This is a genomic window from Caldicoprobacter guelmensis (genome assembly GCF_016908415.1).
In the GTDB taxonomy this organism is placed as follows: domain Bacteria; phylum Bacillota; class Clostridia; order Caldicoprobacterales; family Caldicoprobacteraceae; genus Caldicoprobacter; species Caldicoprobacter guelmensis.
This window is the reverse complement of sequence record NZ_JAFBDW010000010.1, coordinates 1-15,198: the sequence shown is the minus strand read 5'-3', so window position 1 is coordinate 15,198 and position 15,198 is coordinate 1. Positions and strand designations below refer to the sequence as shown.

The 15,198-nt window shown below is 44.2% G+C and carries 15 protein-coding genes; all 15 read left to right on the top strand.

Translation table 11 applies throughout. The annotated features are described in order from the left end of the window. Positions 1-608 precede the first annotated feature (608 nt). Entirely contained in the window at positions 609-1,148 is a 540-nt protein-coding gene (locus tag JOD02_RS10805) for a cupin domain-containing protein (protein ID WP_204489450.1), read from the top strand. Between the two features lie 29 nt (positions 1,149-1,177). Continuing rightward, on the top strand, positions 1,178-2,227 hold the full coding sequence (potA, locus tag JOD02_RS10800; protein ID WP_204489448.1) for a spermidine/putrescine ABC transporter ATP-binding protein: 1,050 nt from the start codon (positions 1,178-1,180) through the stop codon (positions 2,225-2,227). Continuing rightward, positions 2,224-3,048: an ABC transporter permease gene (locus JOD02_RS10795; RefSeq protein ID WP_204489447.1), complete on the top strand. Its 825-nt coding sequence runs from the start codon at positions 2,224-2,226 to the stop codon at positions 3,046-3,048. Before potA ends, JOD02_RS10795 begins: the two co-directional genes overlap by 4 nt. After that, entirely contained in the window at positions 3,042-3,845 is an 804-nt protein-coding gene (locus JOD02_RS10790; RefSeq protein WP_204489446.1) for an ABC transporter permease, read from the top strand. The genes JOD02_RS10795 and JOD02_RS10790 overlap by 7 nt, the downstream gene beginning before the upstream one ends. A 1-nt stretch (position 3,846) precedes the next feature. After that, positions 3,847-4,896, top strand: a complete 1,050-nt coding sequence (locus JOD02_RS10785) for an ABC transporter substrate-binding protein (protein ID WP_204489445.1) — start codon at positions 3,847-3,849, stop codon at positions 4,894-4,896. Positions 4,897-5,061: 165 nt separating this feature from the next. Then, positions 5,062-5,871: a VanW family protein gene (locus tag JOD02_RS10780; protein WP_204489444.1), complete on the top strand. Its 810-nt coding sequence runs from the start codon at positions 5,062-5,064 to the stop codon at positions 5,869-5,871. A gap of 202 nt (positions 5,872-6,073) precedes the next feature. Further along, positions 6,074-7,105: a Gfo/Idh/MocA family protein gene (locus JOD02_RS10775; protein WP_204489443.1), complete on the top strand. Its 1,032-nt coding sequence runs from the start codon at positions 6,074-6,076 to the stop codon at positions 7,103-7,105. A 106-nt stretch (positions 7,106-7,211) separates the two neighbouring features. Further along, positions 7,212-8,177: a sugar phosphate isomerase/epimerase family protein gene (locus JOD02_RS10770; RefSeq protein WP_204489442.1), complete on the top strand. Its 966-nt coding sequence runs from the start codon at positions 7,212-7,214 to the stop codon at positions 8,175-8,177. Next, positions 8,146-8,334: a hypothetical protein gene (locus tag JOD02_RS10765; RefSeq protein ID WP_204489440.1), complete on the top strand. Its 189-nt coding sequence runs from the start codon at positions 8,146-8,148 to the stop codon at positions 8,332-8,334. Before JOD02_RS10770 ends, JOD02_RS10765 begins: the two co-directional genes overlap by 32 nt. A 54-nt stretch (positions 8,335-8,388) precedes the next feature. After that, complete coding sequence (locus tag JOD02_RS10760) at positions 8,389-9,552, top strand: Gfo/Idh/MocA family protein (protein WP_204489439.1); 1,164 nt, start codon at positions 8,389-8,391, stop codon at positions 9,550-9,552. A 118-nt stretch (positions 9,553-9,670) separates the two neighbouring features. Next, entirely contained in the window at positions 9,671-10,648 is a 978-nt protein-coding gene (gene dusB, locus JOD02_RS10755; protein ID WP_204489437.1) for a tRNA dihydrouridine synthase DusB, read from the top strand. A gap of 186 nt (positions 10,649-10,834) precedes the next feature. After that, positions 10,835-11,824, top strand: a complete 990-nt coding sequence (locus JOD02_RS10750; protein ID WP_204489436.1) for a hypothetical protein — start codon at positions 10,835-10,837, stop codon at positions 11,822-11,824. 196 nt (positions 11,825-12,020) lie between these two features. Continuing rightward, positions 12,021-12,503: a transcription elongation factor GreA gene (gene greA, locus JOD02_RS10745; RefSeq protein WP_204489434.1), complete on the top strand. Its 483-nt coding sequence runs from the start codon at positions 12,021-12,023 to the stop codon at positions 12,501-12,503. 16 nt (positions 12,504-12,519) lie between these two features. Further along, a complete protein-coding gene (lysS, locus tag JOD02_RS10740) occupies positions 12,520-14,019 on the top strand; it encodes a lysine--tRNA ligase (protein ID WP_204489433.1) in 1,500 nt (499 codons plus the stop codon). A 290-nt stretch (positions 14,020-14,309) separates the two neighbouring features. After that, entirely contained in the window at positions 14,310-14,960 is a 651-nt protein-coding gene (locus tag JOD02_RS10735; protein WP_204489432.1) for an extracellular solute-binding protein, read from the top strand. The last annotated feature ends 238 nt before the right edge of the window (positions 14,961-15,198 follow it).

Genomic DNA, 15,198 nt, shown 5'->3' with positions numbered 1-15,198 from the left:
CGGTACGTACGGTGGTGTGAGAGGACAGTAGGTGAAATAATCACCTACCTCCTACTCGATTGCAATGGTTTGGTATTGCCGGTTTAAGTTATCAGTTTGTCAGTTAGAGTTTGAAAAAGCCTGAAATTAAGCAATTTTTTCTTTTTCAAATGCCCAAATTGTACCTACATAGTAATGTTACTTTGTCAAGATGGGAATTATTTTACGCTTACCTGAAACCGTGATAGGTAATGCTTAATTGCTTTTAAACAGATTGTTAATTTGCAGATTATAGGCTACGTAAAAAATGCTGATAATTAAATTGCGGATTTTGTTTTTGACAGCAAAATAGACTTTTTAGATTCAAATCATGATATGATGGGCAAATGATGTCTGGGTTTAATGCCGGTTTGAGGCCCCTGAATCAGCGTGAGAATAAAAACTTATTAAACCATATATGGAACAAAACCCCATACATGTCAATATTATTTACGAAAAATAGTATTGACATATTTTTTTGTCTGTGTTAAAGTTTGTGCTGGGTTTAAAATCACTAAACAAAAAGTTTAGTTTTCAAAAACTTTGAAAAGTTTAAAATTTCAGTCTCAATCGCGTTAGGAGAATAGCATATGAAAATCGGCGAGAAGATAAGGCAATTGCGGCTTAAGGCGGGTCTGACGCAGGAAGAGCTGGCTGACAGGTGCGAGCTGACAAAAGGTTTTATATCACAGGTGGAAAGGGAGCTTACATCGCCTTCTATTGCCACCTTGATGGACATACTGGAATGCCTCGGGACAAACCTTAAAGATTTTTTTAGCGACGCCGTGCCCGAGAAGGTGGTGTTCAAGAAAGATGATGTCTTCACAAAACAGGATGAGGAGCTAAAGCACTCCATAAAATGGCTGGTGCCCAGCGCTCAAAAGAATGCGATGGAACCAATACTTATGCAGCTTGAGCCTGGTGGGAGCTCCAGTGAAGATAATCCGCATGATGGAGAGGAATTTGGCTATGTGATATCGGGCAGCATAAACCTTTATCTGGGAAATCGCAAATACAAAGTGAGAAAGGGAGAGAGCTTTTATTTCAAGGCTAACCAGGTGCACAGAATAGAAAATGCTGGGAAGGCGAAGGCGGTTGTGCTGTGGATATCATCGCCACCCAGCTTTTAATATTATGAAGGTTTGAGGGGGAGGTATACATGACGGAGGAGCCTATCATAAAGCTAGTGAATGTTTCAAAGAATTATGATGGGACAGAGGCGTTGAATAATATTAATCTGTGTATACGCAAAAACGAGTTCCTTACTTTGCTTGGGCCAAGCGGGTGTGGCAAGACCACAACGCTTCGCATCATTGCGGGTTTTGAACGGCCCGACTCTGGTGCAGTGTATTTCGAAGGAAAGAACATAACCAACTTACCTCCCTACAAGAGAAAGGTAAACACCGTCTTTCAAAGATACGCCCTGTTTCCGCATATGAATGTGGCCGAGAACATAGCGTTTGGGCTTAAGATAAAGAAGCTGGATAAGAAGACCATAGAGAGAAAAGTGGCCGAGGTGCTTGAACTGGTAAATCTCAAAGGCTTTGAGAAGAGGAGCGTGGATTCCTTAAGTGGAGGACAGCAGCAGAGGGTGGCCATAGCCAGGGCGTTGGTCAATGAGCCGGAGGTGCTTTTGCTGGACGAGCCACTAGGAGCTCTGGATTTGAAGCTCAGGAAAAGCATGCAGATCGAGCTTAAGAGGATTCAGAAGATGCTGGGCATTACCTTTGTGTATGTTACCCACGACCAGGAAGAGGCCCTCACCATGTCGGATACCATCGTGGTGATGAAGGATGGCACCATACAGCAGATCGGTACGCCCGAGATGATATACAACGAGCCTAAAAACGCATTTGTGGCCGATTTCATCGGTGAGAGCAACATCATCCCGGGCAGGATGCTTAAGGACAACCTGGTGTATTTTGCTGGCCATGAATTCGAGTGCGTCGACTCCGGCTTTGAACGCAATGAAGAAGTAGATGTGGTCATAAGGCCCGAGGACATAAAGTTGGTACCTGTAGGAGAGGGTATGCTGCAGGGAGAGGTGGAGTCAGTGACCTTCAAAGGAGTGCATTACGAGATGATAGTGCGCAGCGAGGGTATAGACTGGATGATACACAGCACCCTCATGCAGCCGGTGGGAAGCACGATAGGGCTCCGCATACTCCCCCAGGACATCCACATAATGAAGAAGGTGGCTGTAAAATGAGAAAGACGTGGTATGCGTATCCCTATCTGGTATGGATGGCCATCTTTATAGTTATACCATTGTTTTTGTTGCTCTTTTATGCCTTTACCGTCACCACAGAAGAGGGTATAAAGTTTACCCTCCAGCACATAAAGCGCGTATGGGAGCCAATATACCTGATGGTGTTGCTACGCTCGGTGCTGCTTGCACTCATATGTACCGTGGTGTGCCTCGTGATAGGCTATCCCGTGGCTTCGATCCTGGCAAGCAAGGAATACAGCCATAATAAGGTTTTGGCCTTGCTGCTTGTGATTCCTATGTGGATAAATTTCCTGGTAAGGACCTATGCATGGATGAGCCTGCTGGGGAGGAATGGTCTAATTGATATTGTAATGGATTTCTTGCATCTCCCCCCTGTACAGCTTCTCTATACCGACCACGCAGTGGTGCTGGGAATGGTATATAATTTCTTGCCCTTCATGGTGCTTCCCATATATTCGGTCCTGACCAAGATGGATAAGAGCATCATTGAGGCGGCAGAAGACCTGGGGGCTGATTACGCCACCGTGCTCAAACGAATTGTCATTCCCCTTAGCCTGCCAGGGGTCATATCGGGCATCACAATGGTATTCATGCCGGCAGTGACTACCTTTATAATCTCTAGGTTGCTGGGTGGGGGGCAGTATATACTCATAGGCAATCTGATAGAGCAGCAGTTCATAGTTGTAGGCGATTGGAACTTTGGCTCGGCTATATCCTTTGTGCTGACGGTGATAATTCTGATAAGCATGGGCATCATGCGTAAATATGACAGGGAGTATGAGGGGGGTGCCATATGGTAGGGCGCGTTGTCAAAAGGGTATACCTGTACCTGATTTTCCTCTTCCTGTATGCACCCATAGTTATGCTGGTTGTGTATTCCTTTAACGAGTCCAGGTCAATGGGGCGATGGAGTGGCTTTACATTAAAGTGGTATACCGAGCTGTTTAAGGACACTGAAGTGTTGCATGCCCTTTACAATACCCTGGCTATAGCAGTGCTGTCTGCCGTCATAGCCACGATTATTGGCACATCGGCTGCCATAGGCATACACGAGATGAAGAGGGTCAAGAAGGCAATAGTAATGAACCTTACCTACCTCCCTGTAATAAATCCCGATATTGTTACGGGTGTGTCGCTCATGCTGTTGTTTGTATTTACCAAGCCCTTTACCGGGATGGGGCTGGGTTTTTTTACCATGCTGCTTGCTCACATCACCTTCAATATACCCTATGTGATACTCTCTGTGATGCCCAAGCTCAAACAGCTTGACAGGCATATATATGAAGCGGCGCTCGACCTGGGTGCAACCCCTTCCTATGCCTTGCGGAAAATTGTTATCCCCCAGATAATGCCGGGGATCTTAACAGGATTTTTGCTGGCCTTCACCCTGTCTATCGATGACTTCGTTATCAGCTTCTTTACCACCGGCTCGGGGGTGTCAAACATCGCCATATACGTCTATTCTATGGCAAGAAGGGGTGTTAACCCTAAAATAAATGCTTTATCAACCATTATGTTTATCACCGTGCTGGCATTGTTGCTTATAGTAAACAAGAGGATGAGCAAAGACAATTCAAAGGTAAAGGAGAGTGTGTGAGATGAAAAAGGCATTTAAAATTTTCGGTTTACTTTTCAGCATAATAATGGTGGTGGGCATCTTGGCCGGGTGCGGCAGCGCTTCAAAGGCTCAGCTCAAGGTGTATAACTGGGGAGATTATATCGACGAAACTGTCATTGATGAGTTTGAAAAGAAGTACAACATCGACGTGATTTATGATACCTTTGCCACCAACGAGGAGATGTATGTGAAGATAAAGGGCGGGGGAGCCGACTATGACGTGGCCATTCCATCAGATTACATGATCGAGCGCATGATAAAGGAGGGCATGCTTGAGAAAATAGACTTCAGCAACGTTCCCAACTATAAATACATAGATGAAAGGTTTAAGAACCTCCCATATGATCCGAATAACGAATATTCCGTTCCCTACATGTGGGGCACGGTAGGCATTTTGTACAACAAGAAGATGGTCAAAGAGCCGGTTGACAGCTGGAAGATACTGTGGGATGAAAAGTACAAAAAGCAGATCTTCATGCTGGACAGCAGCAGGGACTCCATAGGGGTGGCCCTTAAAATGCTAGGGTATTCCTTGAACACCAGGAATATGGATGAACTGGAACAGGCCAAGGAGGCATTGATAAGGCAAAAACCCTTGGTGCTGTCTTATGTAAGCGACGAGGTCAAGAATGCCATGATATCAGGGCAGGCAGCTCTTGCAGTGGTGTGGTCAGGCGATGCCGTATATACCAAGAGGGAAAACCCCGACCTGGAATATGCAATACCCAAGGAAGGCAGCAATTTGTGGGTTGATGCCATGGTAATTTTGAAAGGAACCAAAAACAAGAAGGTGGCTGAGCAGTTTATAAATTTCATGTGCGAGCCTGAAATTGCCTACAGAAACACTACCTATATAGGATATTCCACGCCTCATACCGAAGCCAGAAAGATGCTTCCTCCTGAGATTCTCAACGACAGGACTGCTTATCCGACTGATGAAGATTTGAAAAATTGCGAGGTGTTTGAAGCATTGTCAGATGTTATAAAGGAGTATGACAGGGTATGGACGGAGGTTAAAGCAGCAAGGTAAAGGTTGCATTATGGAATAAGAAAAGTTTGATGATAACGGAGATTTTATGGGATGCGGGTAAGTATGATACGACAGGGTGTAACTGCCAGTGGTTGTTACACCCTATTACATTATTTCATACTTCCATAAATCTTACCTTACATATTTCATTGGGGGGAGTGTGGGATGGATAGGGGGATAAAGCCAATAAAGAGGTCAAGGATTAGAATTCAATTGGGAAGGCTATTTTATACTTATAAAAGATACTGGGATTGGTATTTTGGCCATAAGAAATACGCAAGAAATATCTCACGAGATTTGTTGCCGGTGATCGTTTTTACCCATAAAACGCCTCTAATTAGAAAGCTGAAAGATGTGGATATGTGGATGCAGTATAATAAAATAATAAACTTGAAGATTGCAGCACAAAAAATAGATGGAGTAATATTACATCCGGGAGAGACATTTTCATTTTGGAGGTTGGTAGGTAAACCCACCAGGAGGAAGGGTTACGTAGATGGAATGGAATTGTCGTATGGCAGAATTAAGCCGGGGGTTGGGGGAGGGCTGTGCCAGCTATCAAACCTGATATACTGGATGACATTACATACGCCGTTATCGGTAACAGAAAGACACAGGCATAGCTATGATGTATTTCCCGATTCAAATAGGACGCAGCCCTTTGGGAGTGGGGCTACCTGTGTATATAACTATATTGATCTGCAGGTATATAATGGGACTAACCAACCGTATCAATTAAAAGTATGGTTGACAGACCAATATTTGGTTGGGGAGTGGAGAACAACAGAGAAACCACCATATACATATAAAGTATATGAGAAAGAACATTGGATTACTCATGAATGGTGGGGTGGCTATATTAGACACAATGTAATATGCAGAAAAGTTTTTAATCTGGATGGGGATGAAATAGATGACGAATATATTACAGAAAATCATGCAATTATGATGTATCAACCTTTTTTGGGAGAATGATTTTACTGCAAATTTAATTTGCATGATATAGGCGAAATGGTTATGGTTTGACTTATAATTTTCTTAACTTTTGCTTGAAGATTGCTTTACATTTGGCGGCTTCCTTTTGCAATTGAACCTTTAACGAATCCTGTATTGAGCAGCAAATTGCGTTCCTGTACTTAAATTTCATCCAATAATTTAATAGGGAGGGGAATGATGTATGAAACGTTTTAGAATAGCTGTGGCTGGCTGTGGGAGTATGGCCAATACCTGGATAAAATACGCTTTGGAAAGACAAGATGCTGAAATTGTAGCGCTGGTTGATATAAATGAAGAGAACGCGCGTGCTATGGCAAAGCGGTATGGCTTGAACTGTGGAATATACCAGGACATCGAAAAAGCCATAGAGGATTCATCGGCCAATCTGGTGTTTGATGTAACCGTACCTGAAGCTCATTACAGGATAGTGACCACGGCGCTTAGGATGGGATGCCATGTGCTGGGTGAAAAGCCTATGGCTTCCTCAATGGAAGAGGCGTGGGAGATGGTGGCTGTTGCTGAGGAATCTGGAAAAATGTATGCGGTTATGCAAAACCGGCGTTACTTAAAACATATTCGTGCATTTCGCGAGCTTATAAGCTCGGGAGTTATCGGTAAGCCGGGTTTTGTATGTGCTGATTTTTTCCTGGGGCCCCATTTTGGAGGATTTAGAGATGTCATGGACAGCCCACTTATCCTCGATATGGCAATACATACGTTTGATCAAGCCCGTTTTATAATTGGTGCTGATCCTGTTTCTGTATACTGCCATGAATTCAATCCGCCTGGTTCATGGTATAAAGGAAATGCTGCTGCGGTATGCATTTTTGAATTTTCGGACGGTTCAGTATTTTCTTACAGGGGGTCGTGGTGTGCACAGGGTGCTCCTACTTCATGGGAATCATACTGGAGGATTACGGGCAGTAAGGGGACGGCTATATGGGATGGAATCAATCCTCCCTATTGTGAGGTTGTAGCAGAAAATAATACAGAACAGTTCATTTATGAGACCAAAAGGGTTGAGGCTACATATTCGTGGAACGGCAGGGAAGGGCATTTTGGATGCCTGGATGAGATGTTCAGCGCCCTTTTGGAAGGCAGGAAGGCCGAGACGGATTGCACTGATAATATAAAGAGCATGGCAATGGTTTTTGGCGCACTGGAAAGTGCTAGAAAGGGCAAAAAGATTATGATACAAACTGCAAATAAATAATTTCTTCCAAGGAGGAATTTGTTAAGCGACGTAGAATATATAAACGTAAAATATATTTGTTCAGGTTGCCTATGACAAAAATAAAGCAAAAGGGAGGCGTGTACATATGAAATTAGGGGTTTTTACGGTACTGCTGGCCAATAAGAGTTTTGAAGAGGCATTAAAGTATTTACATGATTCAGGGGTTGAAGCGGTAGAGATAGGGACAGGCGGATTTCCTGGTAAAGCCCATGCCAATCCCGATGAGCTGCTGGCTGATGAAAACAAGCTCAACGAGTTTAAGGACTTGCTCAAGAAGTACAACATGCAAATCAGCGCCTTGAGCTGTCATGGCAATCCCGTACATCCCCAAAAGGAGATCGCAGATGCTTTCCATAAAGATTTTGAAAAGACGGTGCTGCTGGCCGAAAAGCTTGGCGTGGACAGGGTTATTACCTTTTCAGGTTGCCCTGGGGATTCTCCCGACTCTAAGTATCCTAACTGGGTGACATGCCCCTGGCCGGATGATTTCTTGAAGATACTGGACTATCAGTGGAATGAGGTTCTTATTCCATACTGGGAAAAAGCGGTCAAGTTTGCCAATGACCACGGTGTAAACAAGATATGCCTTGAGATGCACCCGGGCTTCTGCGTTTACAATCCCGAAACTCTGCTTAAGCTAAGAGCTGCAGTGGGCGATACCATTGGCGCAAACTTTGACCCCAGCCATCTGTTCTGGCAGGGAATAGATCCCGTTGCCTCTATCCGCAAGCTGGGTCCGGCTATATATCACTTCCATGCCAAGGATACCAAGATAGACCAGTACAATACTGCCGTGAACGGCGTGTTGGACACCAAGCATTATAGCGATGAGATCAACCGCTCCTGGATCTTCCGCACAGTGGGATATGGCCATGACTATCAGGTATGGAAAGACATTGTAAGCAACCTGCGCATGGTGGGATATGATTATGTAATGAGCATAGAACATGAGGACAGCCTTATGTCGCCCAATGAAGGACTCCAAAAGGCTATTGCGTTCTTGAAAGAGGTCATGATTTTTGAGTCCAAAGGCGAGATGTGGTGGGCTTAAAATTAGGCTTATTAAATCAGGGGACTTCTCTTGTTCAATTGGGAGGAGTTCCCTGATATATTATAACTACGCTGAAATTGGGCATTATTATAAGGGACGTATAGGTGTAGCGGTTATAGTAGGAGTAGGCGATGAAGTGCATTTGGGCAAGCCTTAAATAAGGGTTTTAAAGAAAGGATTTGACTATAATGAGAGCGGGGGGAAAAGGTATATGAAGGATACATTGAATGTGGGGCTTGTTGGGTATAAGTTTATGGGTAAGGCCCATAGCAACGCCTTCAGAAAGCTGGGGATGTTTTTCAATCCCAGCTTAAAGATCGTCATGAAAGCCATATGTGGCAGGGACGAGGAATGGGTCAAGCAGTCGGCCGAAAAATTCGGGTGGGAAAGCTACGAAACTTCATGGGAGAAGCTGGTCAAACGGGACGACATCGATATGGTGGATATAACAGCCCCCAGCAACGTTCACAAGGAGATAGCCATTGCAGCTGCAGAGCAAGGAAAGCACGTGTTTTGTGAAAAGCCGCTGGCTTTAAATCTCAGGGATGCAAGGGAAATGCTGGAAGCAGTCGAGAAGAACAAAGTAAAGCACCAGATAGGGTTTAATTACAGGTTTGCTCCTGCTGTGCAGCTGGCTAAAAAATTGATCGATGAGGGAAAGATTGGGAAGATATATCACTTCAGAGCTTTGTATCTCCAGGATTGGGTTATGGATCCCGATTTTCCGTTGGTGTGGAGGTTGGACAAGAAAATAGCCGGGTCTGGAGCCTTGGGTGATCTTGGGGCTCACATTATTGACCTTGCTCGTTTTCTGGTAGGGGAGTTTGACAAGGTAATTGGGATTAATAAGACTTTTATTAAAGAAAGGCCCATTGTGGAGAGGATGGAAGGATTGAGCGCTAACGCCCAAGCTGGTGGGCCTCGCGGCGAGGTCACGGTGGACGATGCTACGTTGTTTCTTGCTGAGTTTAAAAACGGTGCTTTGGGTTCTTTTGAGGCCACTCGCTTTGCCAACGGCCATAAAAACGGCATGTCTTTTGAGATAAATGGCAGCAAGGGCAGTTTGAGGTTTGAGTTTGAAAGGATGAACGAGCTGTGGTATTATTCTTCTGAAGACCCCGAGGGGGTACAAGGTTTCAGGCTCATTCAAGTTACAGAGCCGGTTCATCCATATGCTTCGGCTTGGTGGCCTGCAGGGCATGTTATAGGCTATGAGCATACCTTTGTACACGAGCTTTACGAGTTTGTTGAGGCAATTGCTCACGATAGAAATGCTTGTCCCGATTTCAATGACGGTGTAAAGTGTTCCCAGGTTCTTGAGGCGGTGGACCTGTCTATTACAGAAGGGCAATGGATACAGGTGGATAGCCTATAAGGATATCGATAATCTTTGGCGACAGCTGCGGGGAAAGTGCCCGTGGCTGTTTTTGTTTGAGCACACTAAACAAGGTGGAAATGCACCTAAAACGGCTTACAGGAGGAATTATAGGGGAATGAAGATAGGCACATTGTCTGTTCCCAATAACGTATTTCTAGCACCTATGGCAGGAGTTACCGATATGCCGTTTCGCCTGCTATGCAAACAGCAGGGCTGTGGTATGGTGTATACCGAGATGGTAAGCGCCAAAGGGCTTTACTACGGCGACGAAAAGACCTGGAAGCTTACCGAGGTTCATCCTAACGAGCACCCTGTAGGAGTGCAGATCTTCGGTTCTGACCCCGATATAATGGCCGAGATAGCTAGGAGGCTGGCTCAGACAGATATAGACTTGATAGATATAAATATGGGATGTCCCACGCCCAAGATTGTGAAAAATGGTGATGGAAGTGCGCTCATGCGCCATCCCGAAAAAGTATACAAGATCGTGAAGGCGGTGGTGGAGGCTTCTTGCAAGCCCGTGACCGTGAAGATAAGGAAGGGGTGGGATGCTGAAACCGTCAATGCCGTCGAAATAGCCAAGGCAATAGAGGAAGCAGGAGGCTGTGCTGTGACGGTCCATGGCCGTACCAGAGAACAGTTTTATTCCGGAGTTGCCGATTGGGACATCATCCGCAGGGTGAAGCAGGCGGTGTCTATACCTGTCATTGGAAATGGGGATATATTTACGCCTGAGGATGCGAAGCGAATGCTGGATGAAACTGGGTGTAATGGCGTAATGGTTGGCAGGGGAGCCCATGGTAATCCTTGGATTTTTAAGAGAATAATTCATTATTTGGAAACAGGAGAACTCCTGCCTCTCCCTACGCCGCGCCAGAAGATTGAGATGGCTCTTCGTCACCTCGATATGATGATACAATACAAGGGTGAGGGAGTAGGAATTCGTGAGATGAGGAAGCACATAAGCTGGTATATCAAAGGACTGCCCAATGCCAATAGGGTCAAAAATGTCGTGAATACCTTGAAGAATGCGGAAGAAATCCGCAGGCTGTTGAATGGGTACCTGCTTGAGCTGGAAGGGGCTGCGGGATGATGCTCTGACAAGCAATTTTTAATAAATTTTGTGAGATGTTTTTATATAAGCTTCTGCATATGGATATAATTGTAATCAATAATGGACCAGTTGAATAAAATTTATAGGAGGATAATATGAAAAGGATTGTCAGCGTAAGTATAGGGGCCTCTTGGTAGAAATATTTGAATTGAGCAGGGATCAAAGGTGAGCAAGTTTGCTGTTATGACGTTCCGCGATACGGGTGGCCAATCCACCGATACAGGAGTTTTGGGCGGATTAATGAATGTTTTAAAGGGTTGGCATTCTAGGTCAGTACTTCAGCCTGTAGGTACTATATATTTTAAACAAGATGGACTGGAAATGGGTTACATATTGCAATTGCCGGATTTTATGGTAAACTGGGATGTACTTCCCACCGGCAGGCGCAGCAAGAGACTTTTAAGGTATTTAAGGTTGCTGAAAGAACTTGGCGTTGAAGCGGTATGCATTCCCGATTGTTGGGTTGTTTTGCCTCAAGAGGCTATGGAGGCTATTAAGGAAATATTTGCTGTGGATTCGGTATATCAAATAAGGGTGTTTGCACTTGCCAATTCCATAAAGCATTTGCTGGGCATGCTGAAGGACAGGGTTTCCAACTTGAAAGTGGGAATATGGGGTGCAGATACCTGGGCTGGCAGGCTGTTTGCCAGAGTGATGGCGCCTTATATAAACGACATGGTGCTGGGAGGTACTGCCGAGAGAAAACTCTATGAACTGGCTGATGAGGTCTTAATGGAGACGGGGCTGGCCTGCCCGGTTACCACTGATGCTGCCAAATGTCTGAAGGATAAGCAGCTTGTGGCGGTGGCAGATGAGTGTGACTTTGGTATGCTGAGCAATTATACCATCGTTGCGTATGCCGCCCAAGTCAATTTAAAGCATATAGAGGCGATGAAAAGTCATCGAGAGATTTTTTGGATATTGTCGGGTTGGGCAACGTTGCCTGATGAAATAAAGGCGGATATTGAACTGATGCCGTGGGAAAGTCTGGGGGTGTTGCAAGCCTTATCCATTATGGAAGACGAGATTGGTGAAATGAGCCACATATTAGAAAAAGTGAAGATGCGGGGATTTATATCGCTTGAAGGGGGAATAACCTACGACACCTTCCGAATTCGATATTTAAGAAAAAAGGGCGTGATTTTATTTCCTTGACAAACCGTAATTACTTTTTTATAATAATTACACTACAAATTTAGAAAGATTTTCAAGCACTGGCACAAATAATGATAATTGTGTCAGTGCTTATTGTATTGATTACGGGGATAAGGTTTTTTGGAATCAAAGGTGTGTTTTAAACGCATATTATCATAAATAACAATGAAAATTTGAGTGAAGGGGAGAATTGACTATGGCAGAAGATTACAAAGACACGATATTAACGCAGGAAGGCGTTGCTAAATTGGAGGAAGAGTTGAGGTACCTGAAAACTGTCAAGCGGAAAGAGGTGGCCGAACGCATCAAACAGGCCATTGCTTTCGGGGACCTCAGCGAAAATTCCGAGTACGATGAGGCAAAAAATGAGCAGGCATTCATTGAGGGGCGCATTGTGACTCTGGAAAACCTGCTCAGAAATGCCAAAGTCATAGATGATGATGATATATCCACTGATGTTGTAAGCATTGGTTCCACTGTGAAACTGCTGGATGTTGAAACCAACGATGTAATGGAGTACACTATTGTAGGGTCAACTGAGGCCAATCCTGCAGAAAACAGGATATCCAACAAGTCACCAGTAGGCAAAGCGCTATTGGGTAAGCCTGTGGGGGCTGTGGTGGATGTGCATGTGCCCGATGGAGTCATTAAATTTAAGATATTAGAAATTCGTAAGTGAAGGTGTGAAATGCGGGATGGATGAAACAAGAATGGATGCGCAATTTGAAGAACAACAGAATTTAAACGAGATACTGCTTGTAAGGAGAGAAAAGCTAAATAAGCTGCGTAAAGAGGGTAGGGATCCTTTTGCCATTACCAGGTTTGAAGTTACTCACTATTCCCAACAAATAAAAGATAATTTTGAAATTATGGAAGGTCAACAGGTAACAGTAGCGGGTAGGGTCATGTCAAAAAGGGTGATGGGCAAAGCCAGCTTTGCTCACATCCAGGATAGCGCTGGCCAGATACAGATATTTGTTCGTATCAACGATGTGGGAGAAGAACAGTATGAGGATTTTAAGTCCTTTGATCTAGGAGATATCATAGGGGTGACGGGAGAGGTATTTAAGACCAAAACGGGAGAGATTTCAGTTAGGGCACAGAAGATGGTCCTGCTCGCAAAATCCCTTTATCCTCTTCCCGAAAAATGGCATGGGCTTAAGGACCCCGACCTCCGTTACAGGCATAGATATGTGGATTTGATCGTGAATCCAGAGGTACGCCGCACTTTTGAAATACGCTCCAAGGTTATACGGAGTATCAGGAATTATCTTGATAGCAGGGGATATCTGGAAGTTGAGACTCCCATCCTTCATACCACTGCAGGTGGCGCTGCCGCCCGGCCTTTTATTACTCACCATAATACTCTTGATATTGACATGTACCTACGCATTGCTACCGAGTTACATTTAAAGCGGCTGATTGTTGGCGGTTTTGATAAAGTTTACGAGTTAGGGCGCGTGTTTCGCAATGAGGGCATGTCCATTAAGCATAATCCCGAGTTTACTTCAATTGAGATATACAAGGCTTATGCAGATTACATTGACATGATGGAACTTACCGAGGACATGATAGTCACCGTTGCAAAAGAGGTGCTAGGGGCCACTAAGCTGACCTATCAAGGCCAGGAAATCGATCTGACGCCTCCATGGCAGCGTATGACCATGATTGAGGCTGTTAAGAAATATGCAGGGGTAGATTTTTCGAGGATTAATACTGATGAGGAAGCTAGGGAGATTGCAAAACAGGCAGGCCTAGAGCTCGATAAAGGCAATACCTGGGGATATATACTCAATGCCTTCTTTGAGGAAAAGGTGGAGCAGCATCTGATACAGCCCACGTTTATTATGGATTACCCAATAGAAATTTCGCCGCTTGCAAAGAAGAAGAAGGATGATCCAAGGTTGACCTATCGCTTTGAGCTGTATATAGTGGCGCGAGAGATTGCCAATGCGTTTTCTGAGCTGAATGACCCGATCGATCAGAAGGAACGCTTCTTGGAGCAGGCCAGGCAGCGTGCGGCAGGGGATGAGGAGGCCCATATGATGGATGAGGACTTTGTGCATGCCCTGGAGATCGGCATGCCGCCCACCGGTGGTGTGGGTATAGGCATTGATAGGCTAGTGATGCTGTTTACCGATTCTTATTCTATAAGGGACGTAATACTGTTTCCTACTATGAGACCCAGGGAGTAAAGGTAAGCATGAGGGATAAAGGTAAGGGTTATGAATATTCATCGGGACAGCGAAATTGCCATGGGACTTCTAAAGTTCCATGGCTTAACTTTTTTGGCATTTTGCCATTGTATGAATATTCATAATGTTAAAGCAATTTTTTCTAACTATTCAATTTGTTATATTGATTGCGCTTAAAATGATTATAAATGCTTTAAAAACGGCATTTTGTCGTACTTGTTGAGCATTTGCATTTGATGTATAATTAATATGTGTGTATTGTATAACTCTTTAGGCAGGTGATATATTCCATGTACCAGGTCGTAGTAAATAGGGAAACGCTGCAGAACCATCTTCATTATGATTGGTGGAAATATGTTGTAGGTATAGTGGTGACGGTCATGCTGTGGAATTTGGTATCCACCATGACCAGGCCGCAAACCCCACCAGATAAAAAGGTTGATATTTATTTTGTAGGAGATTATCTTATTGAAGAGAAGGCTGAACCGATAAGCCAACGTATGCTTGAAGATTTTCCGGAACTTTTAGAGATTAACTTTTTTAACATACCCTTGGGTGGAGATGCTGAATTAGAAATAATGGGAAGGCAAAAACTCATGGTGGTGATAGGAGCTCAAGAAGGGGATATATTTATATTTAATAAACAGGAGTACGAGACATTTGCTAAGCAGGGGGCATTTATGCCACTTGATGAATACATTGATGACGAAATAACCAAGTATATACCCATAGAGGAGCTTGAAAAGTATAAATTGAGCGTTAAAGATGAATATGCTCAGGACAAACAGCCGCATATTTACGGTATCCCGCTAAAAGGGGTTACTTTGTTTAACGATGCAGGCTATAATGTGGAGGATAAAGTTGTATCAATAATGGCCTATAGCAAAAATAAAGACAAGGCTATAGAGGTCATGAAATGGATTGTGACAAAAGGAAGATGAAAGCGAATTAGCGCGTATAATCTAGAAAAAAAGAGATATATCGAGTATTTGTTAATAAATGCGAAAAATAACTACAATAAACCTACTTAAATGAGTTGATTATATTAAGATAAGTGTGGTATAGTAATAAACGCCGCTCTGGTGAGGGCGGTGGGGGAATGGTCCTTGAAAACTGAACAGTGGCGGAATGTCCAGGTCAATTCTGGAGAGAAAAAGGTGAAGAGGACCTGCTTGCTGG